Origin of the sequence: Pseudonocardia sp. ICBG1142 (genome assembly GCF_020496255.1) — a bacterium.
Lineage (GTDB): Bacteria > Actinomycetota > Actinomycetes > Mycobacteriales > Pseudonocardiaceae > Pseudonocardia.
This window is the reverse complement of sequence record NZ_JAHLJC010000017.1, coordinates 1-17223: the sequence shown is the minus strand read 5'-3', so window position 1 is coordinate 17223 and position 17223 is coordinate 1. Positions and strand designations below refer to the sequence as shown.

Annotated in this window: 12 protein-coding genes; 3 read left to right on the top strand and 9 right to left on the bottom strand. The window is 67.4% G+C overall.

What is annotated here, in order from left to right; translation table 11 throughout:
• Nucleotides 1-1948: 1948 nt before the first annotated feature.
• Nucleotides 1949-2845 (bottom strand): ISAs1 family transposase, encoded by an 897-nt coding sequence (locus tag KPL59_RS13005; RefSeq protein WP_226360925.1) that lies wholly within the window; start codon nt 2843-2845, stop codon nt 1949-1951.
• 883 nt (nt 2846-3728) lie between these two features.
• Here KPL59_RS13005 and KPL59_RS13000 point away from each other — a divergent pair.
• Complete coding sequence (locus KPL59_RS13000; protein WP_226360934.1) at nt 3729-4130, top strand: hypothetical protein; 402 nt, start codon at nt 3729-3731, stop codon at nt 4128-4130.
• On the opposite strand, the gene KPL59_RS12995 is transcribed toward KPL59_RS13000, so the two are convergent.
• Nucleotides 4127-4669, bottom strand: coding sequence for a phospholipase A2 (locus tag KPL59_RS12995; RefSeq protein WP_226360933.1), 543 nt, complete (start codon nt 4667-4669; stop codon nt 4127-4129). The genes KPL59_RS13000 and KPL59_RS12995 overlap by 4 nt on opposite strands.
• Before the next feature lie 370 nt (nt 4670-5039).
• Between KPL59_RS12995 and KPL59_RS12990 the strand changes: the two genes are divergently transcribed.
• Both KPL59_RS12990 and KPL59_RS12985 read left to right on the top strand, forming a co-directional pair.
• A complete protein-coding gene (locus KPL59_RS12990; protein ID WP_226360935.1) occupies nt 5040-5855 on the top strand; it encodes a replication initiation protein in 816 nt (271 codons plus the stop codon).
• Nucleotides 5843-6160, top strand: coding sequence for a hypothetical protein (locus tag KPL59_RS12985; RefSeq protein ID WP_226360932.1), 318 nt, complete (start codon nt 5843-5845; stop codon nt 6158-6160). The genes KPL59_RS12990 and KPL59_RS12985 overlap by 13 nt, the downstream gene beginning before the upstream one ends.
• A 380-nt stretch (nt 6161-6540) precedes the next feature.
• On the opposite strand, the gene KPL59_RS12980 is transcribed toward KPL59_RS12985, so the two are convergent.
• The 7 genes from KPL59_RS12980 to KPL59_RS12950 form a co-directional block, all read right to left on the bottom strand.
• On the bottom strand, nt 6541-7752 hold the full coding sequence (locus KPL59_RS12980; protein WP_226360931.1) for a DUF3631 domain-containing protein: 1212 nt from the start codon (nt 7750-7752) through the stop codon (nt 6541-6543).
• A complete protein-coding gene (locus tag KPL59_RS12975; protein ID WP_226360930.1) occupies nt 7749-8144 on the bottom strand; it encodes a hypothetical protein in 396 nt (131 codons plus the stop codon). Before KPL59_RS12975 ends, KPL59_RS12980 begins: the two co-directional genes overlap by 4 nt.
• The gene (locus KPL59_RS12970) at nt 8141-8527 is read right to left on the bottom strand and encodes a hypothetical protein (RefSeq protein ID WP_226360929.1); all 387 of its coding nucleotides are present in this window, start codon (nt 8525-8527) and stop codon (nt 8141-8143) included. The genes KPL59_RS12975 and KPL59_RS12970 overlap by 4 nt, the downstream gene beginning before the upstream one ends.
• A 224-nt stretch (nt 8528-8751) precedes the next feature.
• Nucleotides 8752-11073 (bottom strand): cell division protein FtsK, encoded by a 2322-nt coding sequence (locus KPL59_RS12965; protein ID WP_226360928.1) that lies wholly within the window; start codon nt 11071-11073, stop codon nt 8752-8754.
• Nucleotides 11070-12350, bottom strand: coding sequence for a hypothetical protein (locus KPL59_RS12960; protein WP_226360927.1), 1281 nt, complete (start codon nt 12348-12350; stop codon nt 11070-11072). Before KPL59_RS12960 ends, KPL59_RS12965 begins: the two co-directional genes overlap by 4 nt.
• Complete coding sequence (locus tag KPL59_RS12955) at nt 12347-12646, bottom strand: hypothetical protein (RefSeq protein WP_226360926.1); 300 nt, start codon at nt 12644-12646, stop codon at nt 12347-12349. The genes KPL59_RS12960 and KPL59_RS12955 overlap by 4 nt, the downstream gene beginning before the upstream one ends.
• Nucleotides 12647-15859: 3213 nt before the next feature.
• Entirely contained in the window at nt 15860-16756 is an 897-nt protein-coding gene (locus KPL59_RS12950; protein WP_226360925.1) for an ISAs1 family transposase, read from the bottom strand.
• Nucleotides 16757-17223: the final 467 nt, after the last annotated feature.

Below are 17223 nucleotides of genomic sequence, written 5' to 3'. Positions count from 1 at the left end.
CGCTGGGTCGGGCTGGCGCCCGACACCTCAACCACCCTGCTTCGCTGACGGTCGGTCGAGGTGTCGGGCGCCAGCCCGACCCACCGGGAGGGTGGTCGCGGAGCGGCCATGATCATCAGTATGTAGTTCCATGCTTTGAAAAAGGTCAAGGTCAAGGTCAACTGACTGCGGCGAGGGTGGGCGGTTTGGGTTGGTTTGGGCGTATCTGTCCGTAGTGCGTAGTGTGCTGAGCGTGTTTGTGTGATTGCTGCTGGTAGTGGTTCTTGACCAACGGGGGGGGGCGTGCTCGGATGCGGCCATGAGAACGAAGAAGTTCGCATCCGCGTCTCGCGTTATCGGGACTGTGCTGGTCGTGGCGGTTTCGCTGGGTTCGGCCACGGGGATTGCTACGGCGGAGACGTCGGTGATCATGGCTACGCCTACCGCGAATTTTAGTTCGCCCGGCATGCCGATCAGCCGGGCTGTTCCAGGTGCAGATGATAGCTTGAATGAGCTCGTTGAGAAGCTTCGCTCAGTTCCAGCAGGGGCACCCCCTGAGCAAGCAGCCAGGATTATTTATCCAAATGATCCGACGGGACAGGCTGAGTATATTTGGCTCGCACAGAAGGTTGATGAAAGAGGCGGGAGCCGGGCACTTCCAGCGGCCTTAGCGGCTTTGATTGTCCCTTTGGGCGTGTGCGTGGCTGGAGGGGCTGCTGGGACTGAGATTGGTTCGCTGTTGGTTTCAGGGAAGCATGCTACGGCGAGGGGGATGGTGGAGGGCGCAGTAGGAACGTGCATTCTTACGGTAGCCCCACCTCCGCTTCGTGCTGCCGCTAACGCCGCTAAGCCTGCGATTGTTGCCGCGATCATGGCCTTCATCATCCGCCATAGCGCCTTTTGAGGTGATTTTCGCAGTCGTGAAGTCGTGGGCAGCCAGGGTTAATTTGTTTGTTTGGTTCCATTGGAGGCCAGCTGTTCTATGGCGCGGCGTTGCCTTCGGGACCGTCCTCCTCCTTGTTCAGCGTGAGGCCCTTTTTTCCGGGAACTCCATGCTTGCGTTTCGCGCTTGCGCCGCCTCATTGCTAGTCGGACTTCTGCTGGCGCCAATTATTTACTTTATTGAAGTTAAGTTATGGGGGCGGTGGAGACGAAATCGGAGCAACAAGAAGGAGACCTGATTCAGGAGCTGATTAAGTGAGCCTTTTTCAATATTGACGCAGGCTGGCCCCATGGTGCGCTGACCTGCATCGACGCTCGGCCCATGACCTGCGTGAATAAGCCTCCTGGCCTGCTGTGCAGATTCGTGGGCAAGTCGATCCGGACCGGAGCCCGCCAACCCCGCAACCCAGCGCGTCAATCATACGACGACAGCGCTCTGGCGGGTGAGGACCGGAAGCGGCGCGGCAGCCCGGGGTTGTTCGGCTCAGCGCAGCGCCCCGCTCTACGGGACCCCGGCTTTTGCGTTACCCACTTAGCCGGGCTAAGTGTCTAGCTTTCTCCGCCGCAGGCGGGGCCGTGGCCGTCTTCCGGGGGCGCCGCGTCCGGGGGTGAAACGTCGGCGCGGAATCGGCACCCGGCCCGGCGATCACAGCACTGTGCATAGGTGTGGTGGCTGTTGATCTTGGTTGGTGGTGTCGAGCGCGGTGTAGGCGAGCGCTGTCGGCCTGGCGGGCCTCTTCGGTGGCGGATCGCCACCGAAGATCAACGGCCACAGGACCCATGCATCATCTGATGGTCGTCGGCGGTGGGCTCCGGTTCGGGGCCGGTCGCGGTGCCGGGGCGCCGGTTCACGGCGCAGACAGTTAGGCGTTTTCTTAATGAAAACGCGGGCGGCGGCGTGCGAGGTCGGTGTCGAGGCAGGGCCCCGGCAAAGTCGCTAGATGATCTTGTGGTGGGCCGTGACACGCGGCACCGTTGCGGCGCCGCGCGGCGCTATAGCTGGTCACAGACAGGTGCAGTGCGGCAATCAGAAGGCCGCGGGGGACGGTTCCCACCGTCTATCACGACTTTGCCGGGGCCCTGGGTCGGGGCAGGGGGGCAGGCTGACCATGCTGATCGTGCGGGTCTCGACGCGGCCGTGTCCGCGTCCGCGTTGACGATCAGCGACGCCGATCTGGGTCCAGGGCAGCGCCCGTACCCGTGCCAGCAGCGTGGGCTGGTTCGCTTTGATCGTCATCAGGTAGTGCCCGCCGCGGCGGTGTAGGTAGTCGGCGTGGGCTCGCTGGGTGTGCAGAGCGTCCGCGGTGACCAGTACATCGTCGAGGTCGAGGGGGTCGAGCAGCGCGGTGAACGCGGTGATCTCGCTGCCCTTCTCTGCGACCTGAACCTGGCCGAGCACGCCACCGCTGGTCTGGTCGAGCACCGACACCAGATGCGGGAGCCAGACCCTGCCGTCGGCGGCACGGACGCGGGCGCCGCGCAGGGTCTTGCCGTCCAAGGCCAGCACGCGACGCTGTTCTCGCCGGGGTGTGCCCTCCGCCGCCGGCTGGGCGCTGAGCTGGGGCAACACCCAGGACTGCAACGCCGCCTCCAGCGCCGAGGCGTCGACCCGTTGCAGGACCCGGCGGATGGTCGACTCGTGCGGAGCGACCGCGCCCACCCCGAGCACGTCCAGCACGGCGCGGCCGACGTCATGGGCGTACTCGGCGATCGCGGTGAACGACCGGGCCCCCGCCAACACCGCGCACGCCCCCAGTAGCAACACCGCGAGGACACCGTGGCGGACACCGCGTGGTTTCCGCGGGTCCGGCACTCGCGACAGGGCCTCCACCAGCGACAACCCCGCCGCCTCACCGACCGGCGCGGCTCTCCCCGCGTCAGGACCGACCTCCAGGCCTTCCAGAGCAGCAACGATCGGAGACACTGACACTGCGGACACAGGCTTCCTGACGTGAGCAAGGATTCGACACCCTCATGATCACGCCAAGCCTGTGTCCGCACCCACCCCGCACGTCACCGCAGCTCAGCCCCCACCCATCACGACTTTGCCGGGGCCCTGGGTGTCGAGGCGGCCTGCTGCTGCTGTGGTGGTGGTGGTGGTGGGTGCGGGGCCGCTAGGGCTTGGTCGTAGGCGGGGTGGGGTGACACGCCGGTCTGACCTGGGGGTACGCGACAGGCAGGCCTGTGACCTGGAAATATGCGAGTGACCGAGCAGGCAACGCAAGTCAGAGTTTCGGGTGAGCGCCAGCGAGCCCGCACCCCTCCGGCCGCGTCAGCGGCCGGAGACAACACAGGGCGAAGCTCAATGCCCTAGACCGGCACCGCGTCTCCCCGGCGGTGGTCAGGAGTTCCCCCGCGTGAGCAGCACCGTGACCGGCTCTGACCTGTGGGTTCCCCCGGGCGTCACCCTGGATGCCTCTCCCCGGGGCTCTGAGAGCCTCTGTGAGCCCGGGTTTCCGTCCCCGGGCTATACCTAGTCGGGGGTCTGCCGTTTGAGGCGGCTACGGCGATCTGGGGGCGTTTGTGGACGTCGCGGTACCCACTCGCCGCGGACGAGTTCGACGACGGCGTATGGCGACCAGCAGCGGCGCGGTCGGCTGGGCCCGCCTGCGTCGGAGGCAAGCTATGCACATAGCTCCGGCTAAGTGGGCGCCGCAAAGGAGTGGTCCCCGCTGGGGTGGGGTCGCTGCGCTGGCGTCGGTGGCCTGCGACGAGGAGTGTCTGGCTGAGGCGTGCCGAGGATGGGCTGAGCCGAGGAAGCGCGGGGGCGATGGGCGATGATGAAATTGGTTTCAGCGGGTGGAGCGTTGGGTGCGTTCGCCTTCTTCTGGGTTCTCATCGGTGACTTGTCGTCACCGGAGGGACGTGTGCATCCGTCGCATCTGTGGGGACCCGCTCCTGCTGTTCCTTATGGAGTTGAGCTGAGCCTGGGAATCTTCGGTGCTGTGATTTTAGTGGTTGCCCTGCGGTACGTGTGGAAGTTGAAGCGCAGCGCAAGCGGCGACCAGCGATATGTTGTTTTCATCCCTATTTTTGCGACCGTAGGGTTCTTTGCTGCTCTCTACGCGCGCTGCGTGACAGCTGCCCATGTTGATGTGAACTTCTCCATGGTCGCGGGGAAGTGGTTGTCGACGGCAGCGATTGCCTTTCTGGTTTTTTCTGCGATTGTTTATGATGTGATGATCAGTAAGTCAGCTCGTCGGGCTTAGCGCCCGAAGAAGGCGTTGCTTCCTTCGGAGCGAACGGCGGTGTAGGCCAGTGCAGCTTGATTGAGGCAGTCTTCTGCGGTGGTGGCGGGAATTGCCCAGGCTTCGCAGGATCGGTTCAGCTCTACGCGGAAGCGTTCGTCAGCGTAAGAGCGGGCTGCTTCGGTGAGCGCTAGGCCGAGTCCGCCATCGGATTTTCCGTAGTTGCGGTAGGCGAAGTCATGCTGAATGCAGGCGTCTTTGAAATAGGCCGGATTGATGGGGCCGCTGCAGCCGTCGGTGCGGAGGTTGAACGGCCGCCCCGGTGAGGTCTTGTCGGCTGTGACGAACGCGGCGGCAGGCAACGCCATCAACTCGTTAGCTTTGCCCAGTTCTGGGCTGGTGGGTGGCGGCGGCCCGGTCTGAGCGAGAGCAGTCCCGGCGCTGAGGATGGTCAGGACGCCGATGGCCGCAGCAAGAAGCCCGACGCCCCGCGGGAATCTCACCGAGCGCGGGTCCGTCGACGGACGAAGCCGATCAGCGGTAGCGGTCCGGAAGAGCATGCGCGGAGTAGATCAGTACGGCCTGGCTTTACGTCGCCACGCCGCCCGCGTGTCGTTAGAGACAGGTTGCAGACTAGGCACTAGCTTGCAGACTAGGCGCGAAGCCAAGTCAGATGTTCCGCGCACGCGCAGAAGGAGAGCGCGTAGCTCCTCGCCCTGAAGCCGCTCCCCACCCTGTCCGGAGGCCCCCGTGCCCGAGCTGCCCCCCGCCCCCGCTGCGGGGGCGCCCCCGTCCGGTCCGGTTCCGGTGTCGGCTGCGGTGGAGGAGGTTCTGGCTGCGGCGGATCTGGATGCGTGGGAGGCGTGGGACGGGTTGTGGCTTCCGCGTCGGCCGTTCGCGGCGGATGATCCGTCGCGTGGGGTGTACCGGATGTCGCGGCGGCGGGCGCTTGCTCGGGAGCTGCTGGAGGCCAACTGCGCGGGGATGGTGAACCTGGTGGTGATCGACTGCGACGAGCCGGACGCCGAGCTGCGCGGGCTCTCGACCCGGGACAGTCACGCGTTGCCGAATCTGATCATCAGCAATCCGGTCAACGGGCATGCCCACCTGGGGTGGGTGCTGGCCGAGCCGGTGACCACGACCGACTACGCCCGGCTCAAGCCGCTGGCGTATCTGACCTCGGTGCTGGAAGGGCTACGCCGGGCCACGGGTGGGGATCGGGACTACGGCGGGCTGCTGACGAAGAACCCGTTCCACCCGCGCTGGAACGCCCATCACGTGCACTACCACCGCTACAGCCTCGACGAGCTCCACGCCCCCCTGGCGGCGTCGGGGTCGATGCCCGAGCCGGGCTGGATGCGCCGCAAAGCCCATCTGCTCGACCCGTCGGGTCCGGGGCGGAACTGCGCGTTGTTCACCGGCGCGCGGCGGTGGGCCTACCGGGAGGTTCGTCACCACTTTGGCGACCCGGACGGGCTGGAGGCCGCGATCCGGGCCGGAGCGGTCGAGCGCAACCAGGGGTTCAGCGACCCGCTCCCGGCGGCGGAGGTGCGGGCGATCGCGGACTCGATCAGCCGCTGGATCCTGACCCGCTCCCGGCTCTGGCGGAACGGCCCGAAGGCCTACGAGGAGACCTTCCACGCCATCCAAACCGCACGCGGGCACAAAAGGGGCGAGCTGAAGGCGGCACAGACGGGACAGCTTCGTGGTCGTGTGGAGCGGGAGGCGTTCGGATGGGAGCGCTGAACCCCCGACGCCGCAAACGCACCGCCCGCGAGGTCGCCGCCCGCGCCGGGGTCTCCGAACGCACCGTGCGCGCCATCGCCGCCGAACCCCGCGCGGAGTACCTCGCCCGCGCCAAAGCCCGCCGCGCCCGCGTCACCGCGCTGCGCGACCAAGGACTCACCTACAAGCAGATCGCCGAAGCCACCGGCGAAACCCGGGACGCAGTCGGGTACCTGATCTACGAAGCGCGGCAACACGGTGAATGGGACGAGCCGCAACGAGTGCACGCGTCCGCCGCCCGCCGCGTACTCAAGGCAGCCTTCTGACCCCTCAGATCGTCGGAGAGTCATCAGGGGTCCTCTGGTACCGGACAGGCATGATTCGCCCGGCAGCGAGGACGTGAGGGGGCATTATGGCGCTGTTGTGGCACTCTTGACCGCCCTGAGTGCCTGCGGTGTCGAGGGAGCTCAGGTTCCGAGAGTGCTCTCCGAGTGGTCACGCAGAGTGAGATTTCAGGGGATGTCCCAAAACAGCCCTCAACCCGGGGCAACCCGGTACACCCGGTACACCCTGGCTATTTCCCCAGGTAGCACCTCTATTTTTCCTGTACCGGGTTGAGGGGGTGTACCGGGTCGACCCGGTACACCCCCTCAACGAGCCTGGCGCTCACACGAGCCGAAGATCGCCCTGAATGCGCCCTGGCCAGCTACGATGTCGACTCGACGACCATCTGACACTTATCGTCGCTGTCAGTGACCAGGTCGGGCGTGTAGCGCCGCCAGGCGTCGGTGAACGCGTCGCGATGGAAGCCCCTGGTCTTCCCTAGTCCGGGGAGCCGCATCTGTGTGGACTGAATGTCGTACTCGGCGAGCAGGACACCGAGTCGTCGAGCGGTGAGTCCTTCGCCGCGTGGTCCGTAGTCCGCCCACGGTGCCTCCGGGTCGGCTCGGAGCTGTTGGAGGAGCCGCATTGTCGGCAACGCCTGCTCATCCCCGAACGCTGCGTGGCAGTCGGCGAGCAGCCGGATGCGTTCGGACCGGTCGTCGCCGGTGTCTTCGTCCTGGAGGGCGAGGATCGCTGTGCGGGCGCGGTCGGGCCAGTGCCCGCCGGCGTGGTCGGCGACCGCGATCAGCGGTTCCCAGGTGTCGGCGGCCCGGTCCTCGACCGGCATCACGGGTTCGGCGGCTTCGAGGGTGGGCAGGTCGTCGCGGAGCCAGCTGTGCAGGCGTTCAGCGAGCTTCTGGAGGCGTGGCCGGTCGCGGCGGTGTCGATACGGCGCCACCTGCTCTCCGGGTGCTCTGCGGCGCATCTGGACGACCACGGCGCGGTCTTCGATGGTGTCGGGCATGCGTCCGATCCCGGCCAGGGCGGCCATCGCGAACGTGGAGATGGACTCGACGCGGTTTTTGGCGAGGTCGTAGCGCTTGGCGGGGCGGTTGCGTTGGTGTCCGGCGTTGAGCAGGCCGCGGAGGTCTTCGTGGCCGGTGGCTGCGGGTCCGAAGATCGTGTCGGCTTCGTCGACGAGCATGGTGGGTGGGTCTGTGGTGATGGAGCGGTAGACCGCTGCGGGGGTGGCGTTGACGGTGATGAACGGTTGGTGGCAGGTGCCTTCGACGACGTCGAGGAGGCGGGATTTCCCGCAGCGCTTCTCCGGCGCCCGCACGACCAGGCGGGGTGCGTGTGCCCAGGCGGGCTGGGCGTGGGTCGCGGCGATCCACAGCACCACGCCGACGACGGCGGCGTCGGAGGGCAGCGCCACGTAACGCCGGAGGGCGGTTTCGAGGTCGTCGAGGATCACCGCCCCGTCCACGTCGTTGCTGGTGGTGCTGTTCGGGGGCTCGGGTGTCGGTGTGTCGAAGGTGCCGGATCGGGAACCTTCGGCCTGACCTGTGGGTTCGTCGTGGTCGTGGGTGTTCACGTGCTCCTCCTGAAGGTGGTTGCGGGTGTTGCGGTGGTCGGGTGGTGTCGCCAGAGGCGTCCGGTGACGTCGGGCTCGGCGGGGTGTTCGGTCCAGGTCTCGGTCGGGGCGTAGGCGCGCAGCTCTGCTGCCGGGTGGCCGTCCGGGTAGCGGGCCGAGGCGGTCTGCATGTCGGTCAGATCGGCCCGCCAGTACCAGCGCCCGCGCCAGGGGTCGTCGACCAGGACGGCGAGTTCGCGTCCGTCGGCGACCTGGACCGCGAGCCGCGACAGCCGGTGCGTGGCCGGTGGGTGCTGCCGCGTCGCTTCCGGTCCTCGCCCGCCCTGGGGGCGTGCTGTGGTCCGGGTCGACTTGCCCACGACCAGCTGCTGGGCTGCGGCGGTGGCGGTCATGCTGCGTCCCCGCGCGCCCATCGGGCCGGGTCGCCGTGGGGCGGGTAGCGGCGGCGCATGAGTTCGGCCAGGGACGGCTGCCGGGCGAGCCCCGCGGCGCGGTAGGCGATCGACATGGCCTTGCTGGCGTCGCGCAGCGCGGTCCAGTGGGCGTGGCGCAGGTCGGCGACCTCGACCCCGACCCGGGCGGCGACCAATAGCGGCGCCGACGGCTGCGCTCGTCCGAGGACGGCGGCGAGGACGGCCGGGTCGAGGTGTCCGATGACGTCCAGGGCCTCGGCCCGGTCCGGGTCGGGCAGGCGTGGGATGGGGATCGCCAGGGCCCGGGACGGGAGCGGTTCCGGTGGTTCCGGTGTTTCAGGATGGTGACTGTGGGTGTGCATGAGGTCTCCTGTTTTGAGCATGGCGAAGGGGAGGGAGGGAGGCACCGAAGTGCCTCCGTCCCTGCTCAACTGCGGGTTTCAGAGGGGTGTTGGAGGGGGTGGGTCCCTGGGGTCCCTGGGTGACTGTCGGTGCAGGTCATCCCAGGGAGGGAGGCGTCAGGGACCGGTCAGGGAGGGGGAGGGAGAACTCCCTGCCTCCCTGACGCCTCCCTGGCCGCCTCCCTCTAGAAGTAGTCCTTCTGACCAGGCCCGAATTCATCACTGTCGGTGATGGATTCGTGGGTGGCGTCGGTGTGGGCTTCGTGGAGGCGTGCGGCGCTGAGGACCATGACTCCGTCGGACTTGTAGGGCCGCGCGTCGGCGGGTAGTTCCTCGGCGAGGCGGGTGAAGGTCCACGACCCGTAGTGGGCGCGGTCGAGTTCGGTGAGCGCGGCGAGGGCTTCCTGGGTGCGCATCCGTTTGTGCCCGTGAAGGACGTGGAGCAGGTCCTCCAGGAGGTCCCGCCGCGCGGACGCCGCCGGGGGCTGCGCCGGTCCGGTGGTAAGCCCGGCCTCCTCGCGCAGTTTCACCGCCCGCTCGCCGATCGGCGTCAACTCGTCAACGCCGTCACCGCGTTGGATGTAGAAGCAGCGCATCAACCCGTCCCGGGGGCCGAAGCCGGTGGTCATGGCGGTGCCGAGGTCCCCGAGATCGACGGTGCCGTCGCTGCCCACGGTCATGGGTTGCAGGGTGGTGGCGGTGATGCCGGCGGTGTGCTTTCCCGTGCCGAGGATGGCGTCGTTGCCCTGGTGGTCGCCGATGGCGAAGCACGCCCGGTTGGACAGGACCTTCGCCACCGCCCGGGGCAGGGACTCCGCTGATGGGACCGGCGTGGCGAACAGCAACGTGACGCCGTACTTGCGTGCCTTCGCGACGATCTTGGCGACCAGCTTGGCGGCCTCGGAGCCGACGGGAGAGACGAACAGCTCCTGGCACTCGTCGATGACGACCACACGCGGGCGCATCGACCGATCGCTGGCGGCGAGCTTGCGCGTCAGCTTCGGTTCCCCGGCTGCGGACAGTTTCCGTCCTCGTTGCGACAGCTCCGACATCAGCTGCTTGAGGCCGTCGAGGACGGTCGGCACCTTGTCCGGGTCGTCGGAGACGAACAGGGTGCGGGCGACGGGGGCGAAGGGGTCGTAGTCGGCGTTGTGGGCCATGCAGTAGATGTCGATCTCGACGAGTGGGTCGAGGATGGCTCCGGCGAGGACGTTGATGATGAGGGTGGATTTGCCGGAGCCCATCATTCCGGCGATGCCCCAGTTGGTGCCGAACAGTCGTCCGGTGACCAGGTCGGAGCGTGGGGTGACGCCGACGGGGACACCGGTGAAGTAGTCGGTGGTCCCGTCGTGCAGCAGCGGCCACGGCGCGACCGGTTTCGTGAGGCTTCCCTGGTCAGCAACCCACAGGTCCAGCACGCCGGGCTTGTCCTTCGGTTCGGTGGGCCACACCTCCACCGGGAGGCGCAGCAGGTTGTGGGCGAGGACGTCTTTGCGTTTGTTGAGCATCTCCACGGTGACGCCCTCAGGCAGCAGGAACTGGCAGTGCCAGCCGCGCCCGTCGTGGACGGGTGGGAGGTTCCAGCGGGGTGTCCAGCCTTGCTTGAACTTGCTGTTGAGTGCGCTCAGGCCGAGGTTGCGCAGCGCGTTGACCACGGCGCTTTCGTCGACGATCACGCCCCGCCCGGTGACGTCGTCCTCGACGTCAGCGGGCGGGGTGGTCCAGGTGGGTGCCTCGGTGCGGGCCTTCCCGAGCGCCCACAGCCCGACCACGGCCCCGCCCAGCGCCACGCTGGTGAGGGCGGTGGCGTAGACGGTCACGAAGGTGACGGTCCAGGCGACCGTGTCGATGACCCCGGTGATGGGGGTGATGACCAGGGAGATGTCTTTCGCGGCGATGGCGAGAACAGCGCCGAGGCCGAGGAGCATCCCGAGCGCGATCAGCGCGCCGACCCCGGCAGCGCGCACCCAGGCCAGCGGGGCGTTGATCCAGTCCATGACCCGGCCATGGCGCCGGGCCTTTTCGGCGACGTCGCGGGCCTCCCACTCCAACAGGCGGTCCTGGTCCCCGGCTGCCTCGGCGGCGCGCATCTGCCGCTCATACCGGCTGGTGCCGTGGGTGTCGCGCCAGCGCTGGATGAGGACTCCGGCGCCGGAGAACACATAGAAGGTGTTGCGGACCAGGGCTTTCGTGCTGGTGACGGTGACGGGGTGGGTCGCGGCGGCGAGGGCGCTCCGGCCTGCGGCGTGCAGGTCGGAGCGGTAGAAGTCCCGCCGCGACACCACCACGTCGGTTCCCGGCGTCGAGGCGGTGTCTGTCTGCGGGCCGCATGCCTGGTCGACGATCTCGCCCTCGATGACGACCGTGTCCTCGGCGGCGGGGTGGTGGTTGTCGGGCCGGTGGTGCAGGGTGATGACCGGCGCCAGCCTGTTGTCCCCTGATGACGCGTGGTGGGCTGGGCTGGCGCCGCCGACCTTCTTGTTCTTCTCGCGGTCGTCGTCGGTCATCGCGTGCCTCCGGTCTCGCCACGGACCTCGTCGCGGAGTTGGCGGGCACGCGCGGCCGAGCAGCGCAGGGCGCGGCGGATGGACTCGGCCGAACCGGGGTCGACCCGACCGTCGGCGACAGCGGCGCGGAGGAGCTGGCGAAGATCATCGAGGGTGCGGCCGGTCGAGGCGGGTTCAAGATCATGGTCGGGGTCGACTCCGAGGGTCGACGATGATCTTGGGTGGGTCGACTGTCGCAGGTCAGACCTCGACTCCCAGCTCGACTCCTCCGGTCGATGGTCGAGGACGGCGACACCGCCCCCATGATCATCGTCGGGGTGCGAGTCGACCCCGGAGCCGAGGTAGTCGAGGGCCGGGTCGGCCTCGTAGTCGAGGTCGTCGGTGAGCCGGGAGCCGACGCAGCCCGCGCCTTCGACGAGGTCGGCGAGTGCCCAGTCCCAGTCGTCGGTGCGATCGATAGTGACCGGTGTGACCGGTCGTCCCGGCGCCGTCGTCGCGGCCAGGGACCGTCGGTGGACCTGGTAGGTCCCGGGCCGGTAGGCCAGCTCGGCGGTCCCGTCCGCCGCGATGACCGCGACGGCGTCGCGGGCGGCGAGGCGCCGTGCGCGGTCGGTCTTCGACGCCACCAGCGCCTTGAGCCGGCTTTCCCGGCGCTCGGCCCGCGGGCGCGGTGCTCCGGCCAGGGTGAGCTGGTGCGCTGCGACGCCTGCGATGGACACGACCGCCATCACCACGGCGGCTGTCCAGCCCTGGTCGAGGCCGTGGAGCAGGTTCATCCCGGCTGCGACCAGGGAGAACAGCACCACCCCGGCCTGCAATCCGGCCACCGGCCGGTCCGGGGCTTGGTGGCGGGAGGCGACGATGGCGAGGGCGAAGGCCCACATGCCGAGTTCGGTGATCCCGGCCAGCAGGACACCGAGCGGGCCGTAGATGGTCTGTCCGTAGGCGGCCAGCGCGGGTGCGGCTAGGGCGAAGGACAGGAGCGCGATCGGGTAGATCAGCAACTCGACGACGTGGGTGGATGCCCAGGTCAGCGTGCGGGTGCGGGCTGCGGCCCGTGCGGCGCCGCGTGCCTGTCGCTGCTCGGCCCGTCGACGTTCAGCCGCTTCGCGGTCGGCCTGGGCGCGGTCGCGGCGGGCGTTCTGCTCGGTGATCCGTCGCTGCGCGGCAGCGTCGGCGGCCTCCCGGTCCAGGCGGGCGTCCAGAGCGCGGCTCTCACGTCGCTCGGCTGCCCGCGCCGCTGCCCACGAGGTCGAGGAAGAAGATGCGGCGGTCACGCCCCGGCCCTCCCTTCGACCTGCTGACCAGCCGAAACCCGTTCAGTGGGCGATACAGCGGCCGATGAGACGGCGTGTGCGGTAGGCGGCTCGCCTCGGGTGGTTGAGCCCGGGTTGGCGCGGCGGGCGCGCCGGAGGCGCAGCTCGGCGGCGATCCACCAGCCGATGGCGAAGCCGAGCGGCGCGGTGAACCACCAGGTCAGGCCCACCGTCGCGGCGAGCAGCGTGCCGACGGCGCCGAGCTCGACGGCCCGGTCTCGGACGGCCGCAGCGACACGGTGAAGCAGGGCGTTCATGCCGCCTCACCACTCGAAACAGTCCGCTGACCAGCAGAAACGACCACAGGCCGCCGGTGCGGGAGTACGAGCAGACGCCCTGCGTCCGGCTCACCTGATGACTCGTCGGCCGGTGCGGGATCGTGGAGGAGGTCGCCGTAGAGACGGTCGATGACCTGCTCGGTCAGACCATCCGGACACCACGAAAAGCCCAGGTCAACGCCGGGATCATGGTCACTGTCGGGGGAGTCTGGAAGGAAAGTTCCACCCACCGGTGGAGACGTGCAGACGCCAAGGGCAGCATGGCCCATAGCCGATCACCTGTCCTAACAGGTCGTTCGGTTAGGTCGCCGCCTTGGGCTGTTACCCGGGGCGGTGACCGCAACCCGGCGGGATCACCGGACTGCCTATCCAGCTAGACACGACGCCGCACCGCCTGTCAAGCACCAGTCTCGAACCGGCTCGCGCCACCCCTCCCTACCTCAGGATCGGTCACGTTCCGTGATGATGGCGCTCAGAGCGCCGACTGTCCGCTGTTTGTACTGGTCAAACCGCCTGTGTGGCGTTCTTCGGCTCGCGTGAGCGCCAGGCTCGTTGAGGGGGTGTACCGGGTTGACCCGGTACACCCCCTCAACCCGGTACAGGGGAAAAGTGCGTGTGGCCTGCAGGAACGTTCGAGGTGTACCGGGTGTACCGGGTTGCCCCGGGTTGGGGGTCGTTTCGGGACATCCCCCGAAATCGCACTCTGCGTGACGAGTCGGGGGCTGGGGTGGCGCGCGGCGGTGGTCACGGTTTTCGGTGGTGCGTGGTTGCGTTTCCGGCGCTATAGATTGCGGCGCTCTACAGGTGTTGCTGAGGGCTCCCCTGCCGCCTTTTCTGCCGCTTGTGGTGCCGGAGGGCTGGGCGTTGTCAGAGCTACGAATGAGGGCCTTTTTGCTTTAGGGCGGGTGGCGCTGGGAACGGTATTGACGTGACTGGTTGTGCGGTTTCAAAGGTGCCGCAGGGTGGATTTAGTATCTGCCTGCACGGTGTTTTGGTGTGTGCAGGAGCCCCCGCATCCGCCCGATGCGCGATCCGGCGGATGTGGGGGTTGTCGCGCTATCGTTGAGGTCGCGTGTCCTCGGTACTGTCGGCCTGACAGGTGGCCCAGTAACTCCCGAGAGGGGTTTTGTTACTCCCGAGAGAACACAAGATCGTTTTCGGGGCCGTCTTCTGGACTTGCCCCGGGGTGTTCTCGAGTCGGTCATTGCTGTGACCTGCTGTTGTGTGGATGGTTGAGTGAGTTCCGCTGGGTCGGGCTGGCGCCCGACACCTCAACCACCCTGCTTCGCTGACGGTCGGTCGAGGTGTCGGGCGCCAGCCCGACCCACCGGGAGGGTGGTCGCGGAGCGGCCATGATCATCAGTATGTAGTTCCATGCTTTGAAAAAGGTCAAGGTCAAGGTCAACTGACTGCGGCGAGGGTGGGCGGTTTGGGTTGGTTTGGGCGTATCTGTCCGTAGTGCGTAGTGTGCTGAGCGTGTTTGTGTGATTGCTGCTGGTAGTGGTTCTTGACCAACGGGGGGGGGCGTGCTCGGATGCGGCCATGAGAACGAAGAAGTTCGCATCCGCGTCTCGCGTTATCGGGACTGTGCTGGTCGTGGCGGTTTCGCTGGGTTCGGCCACGGGGATTGCTACGGCGGAGACGTCGGTGATCATGGCTACGCCTACCGCGAATTTTAGTTCGCCCGGCATGCCGATCAGCCGGGCTGTTCCAGGTGCAGATGATAGCTTGAATGAGCTCGTTGAGAAGCTTCGCTCAGTTCCAGCAGGGGCACCCCCTGAGCAAGCAGCCAGGATTATTTATCCAAATGATCCGACGGGACAGGCTGAGTATATTTGGCTCGCACAGAAGGTTGATGAAAGAGGCGGGAGCCGGGCACTTCCAGCGGCCTTAGCGGCTTTGATTGTCCCTTTGGGCGTGTGCGTGGCTGGAGGGGCTGCTGGGACTGAGATTGGTTCGCTGTTGGTTTCAGGGAAGCATGCTACGGCGAGGGGGATGGTGGAGGGCGCAGTAGGAACGTGCATTCTTACGGTAGCCCCACCTCCGCTTCGTGCTGCCGCTAACGCCGCTAAGCCTGCGATTGTTGCCGCGATCATGGCCTTCATCATCCGCCATAGCGCCTTTTGAGGTGATTTTCGCAGTCGTGAAGTCGTGGGCAGCCAGGGTTAATTTGTTTGTTTGGTTCCATTGGAGGCCAGCTGTTCTATGGCGCGGCGTTGCCTTCGGGACCGTCCTCCTCCTTGTTCAGCGTGAGGCCCTTTTTTCCGGGAACTCCATGCTTGCGTTTCGCGCTTGCGCCGCCTCATTGCTAGTCGGACTTCTGCTGGCGCCAATTATTTACTTTATTGAAGTTAAGTTATGGGGGCGGTGGAGACGAAATCGGAGCAACAAGAAGGAGACCTGATTCAGGAGCTGATTAAGTGAGCCTTTTTCAATATTGACGCAGGCTGGCCCCATGGTGCGCTGACCTGCATCGACGCTCGGCCCATGACCTGCGTGAATAAGCCTCCTGGCCTGCTGTGCAGATTCGTGGGCAAGTCGATCCGGACCGGAGCCCGCCAACCCCGCAACCCAGCGCGTCAATCATACGACGACAGCGCTCTGGCGGGTGAGGACCGGAAGCGGCGCGGCAGCCCGGGGTTGTTCGGCTCAGCGCAGCGCCCCGCTCTACGGGACCCCGGCTTTTGCGTTACCCACTTAGCCGGGCTAAGTGTCTAGCTTTCTCCGCCGCAGGCGGGGCCGTGGCCGTCTTCCGGGGGCGCCGCGTCCGGGGGTGAAACGTCGGCGCGGAATCGGCACCCGGCCCGGCGATCACAGCACTGTGCATAGGTGTGGTGGCTGTTGATCTTGGTTGGTGGTGTCGAGCGCGGTGTAGGCGAGCGCTGTCGGCCTGGCGGGCCTCTTCGGTGGCGGATCGCCACCGAAGATCAACGGCCACAGGACCCATGCATCATCTGATGGTCGTCGGCGGTGGGCTCCGGTTCGGGGCCGGTCGCGGTGCCGGGGCGCCGGTTCACGGCGCAGACAGTTAGGCGTTTTCTTAATGAAAACGCGGGCGGCGGCGTGCGAGGTCGGTGTCGAGGCAGGGCCCCGGCAAAGTCGCTAGATGATCTTGTGGTGGGCCGTGACACGCGGCACCGTTGCGGCGCCGCGCGGCGCTATAGCTGGTCACAGACAGGTGCAGTGCGGCAATCAGAAGGCCGCGGGGGACGGTTCCCACCGTCTATCACGACTTTGCCGGGGCCCTGGGTCGGGGCAGGGGGGCAGGCTGACCATGCTGATCGTGCGGGTCTCGACGCGGCCGTGTCCGCGTCCGCGTTGACGATCAGCGACGCCGATCTGGGTCCAGGGCAGCGCCCGTACCCGTGCCAGCAGCGTGGGCTGGTTCGCTTTGATCGTCATCAGGTAGTGCCCGCCGCGGCGGTGTAGGTAGTCGGCGTGGGCTCGCTGGGTGTGCAGAGCGTCCGCGGTGACCAGTACATCGTCGAGGTCGAGGGGGTCGAGCAGCGCGGTGAACGCGGTGATCTCGCTGCCCTTCTCTGCGACCTGAACCTGGCCGAGCACGCCACCGCTGGTCTGGTCGAGCACCGACACCAGATGCGGGAGCCAGACCCTGCCGTCGGCGGCACGGACGCGGGCGCCGCGCAGGGTCTTGCCGTCCAAGGCCAGCACGCGACGCTGTTCTCGCCGGGGTGTGCCCTCCGCCGCCGGCTGGGCGCTGAGCTGGGGCAACACCCAGGACTGCAACGCCGCCTCCAGCGCCGAGGCGTCGACCCGTTGCAGGACCCGGCGGATGGTCGACTCGTGCGGAGCGACCGCGCCCACCCCGAGCACGTCCAGCACGGCGCGGCCGACGTCATGGGCGTACTCGGCGATCGCGGTGAACGACCGGGCCCCCGCCAACACCGCGCACGCCCCCAGTAGCAACACCGCGAGGACACCGTGGCGGACACCGCGTGGTTTCCGCGGGTCCGGCACTCGCGACAGGGCCTCCACCAGCGACAACCCCGCCGCCTCACCGACCGGCGCGGCTCTCCCCGCGTCAGGACCGACCTCCAGGCCTTCCAGAGCAGCAACGATCGGAGACACTGACACTGCGGACACAGGCTTCCTGACGTGAGCAAGGATTCGACACCCTCATGATCACGCCAAGCCTGTGTCCGCACCCACCCCGCACGTCACCGCAGCTCAGCCCCCACCCATCACGACTTTGCCGGGGCCCTGGGTGTCGAGGCGGCCTGCTGCTGCTGTGGTGGTGGTGGTGGTGGGTGCGGGGCCGCTAGGGCTTGGTCGTAGGCGGGGTGGGGTGACACGCCGGTCTGACCTGGGGGTACGCGACAGGCAGGCCTGTGACCTGGAAATATGCGAGTGACCGAGCAGGCAACGCAAGTCAGAGTTTCGGGTGAGCGCCAGCGAGCCCGCACCCCTCCGGCCGCGTCAGCGGCCGGAGACAACACAGGGCGAAGCTCAATGCCCTAGACCGGCACCGCGTCTCCCCGGCGGTGGTCAGGAGTTCCCCCGCGTGAGCAGCACCGTGACCGGCTCTGACCTGTGGG

What these genes read in the sequence shown, in the direction of transcription:
- KPL59_RS12990 (WP_226360935.1), top strand. Translation starts at nt 5,040, where the DNA reads ATGTCGCGGCGGCGGGCGCTTGCTCGGGAGCTGCTGGAGGCCAACTGC.
- KPL59_RS12985 (WP_226360932.1), top strand. Translation starts at nt 5,843, where the DNA reads ATGGGAGCGCTGAACCCCCGACGCCGCAAACGCACCGCCCGCGAGGTC.
- KPL59_RS12955 (WP_226360926.1), bottom strand. Translation starts at nt 12,646, where the DNA reads ATGAACGCCCTGCTTCACCGTGTCGCTGCGGCCGTCCGAGACCGGGCC.
- KPL59_RS12995 (WP_226360933.1), bottom strand. Translation starts at nt 4,669, where the DNA reads ATGCTCTTCCGGACCGCTACCGCTGATCGGCTTCGTCCGTCGACGGAC.
- KPL59_RS12975 (WP_226360930.1), bottom strand. Translation starts at nt 8,144, where the DNA reads ATGACCGCCACCGCCGCAGCCCAGCAGCTGGTCGTGGGCAAGTCGACC.
- KPL59_RS12970 (WP_226360929.1), bottom strand. Translation starts at nt 8,527, where the DNA reads ATGCACACCCACAGTCACCATCCTGAAACACCGGAACCACCGGAACCG.
- KPL59_RS12965 (WP_226360928.1), bottom strand. Translation starts at nt 11,073, where the DNA reads ATGACCGACGACGACCGCGAGAAGAACAAGAAGGTCGGCGGCGCCAGC.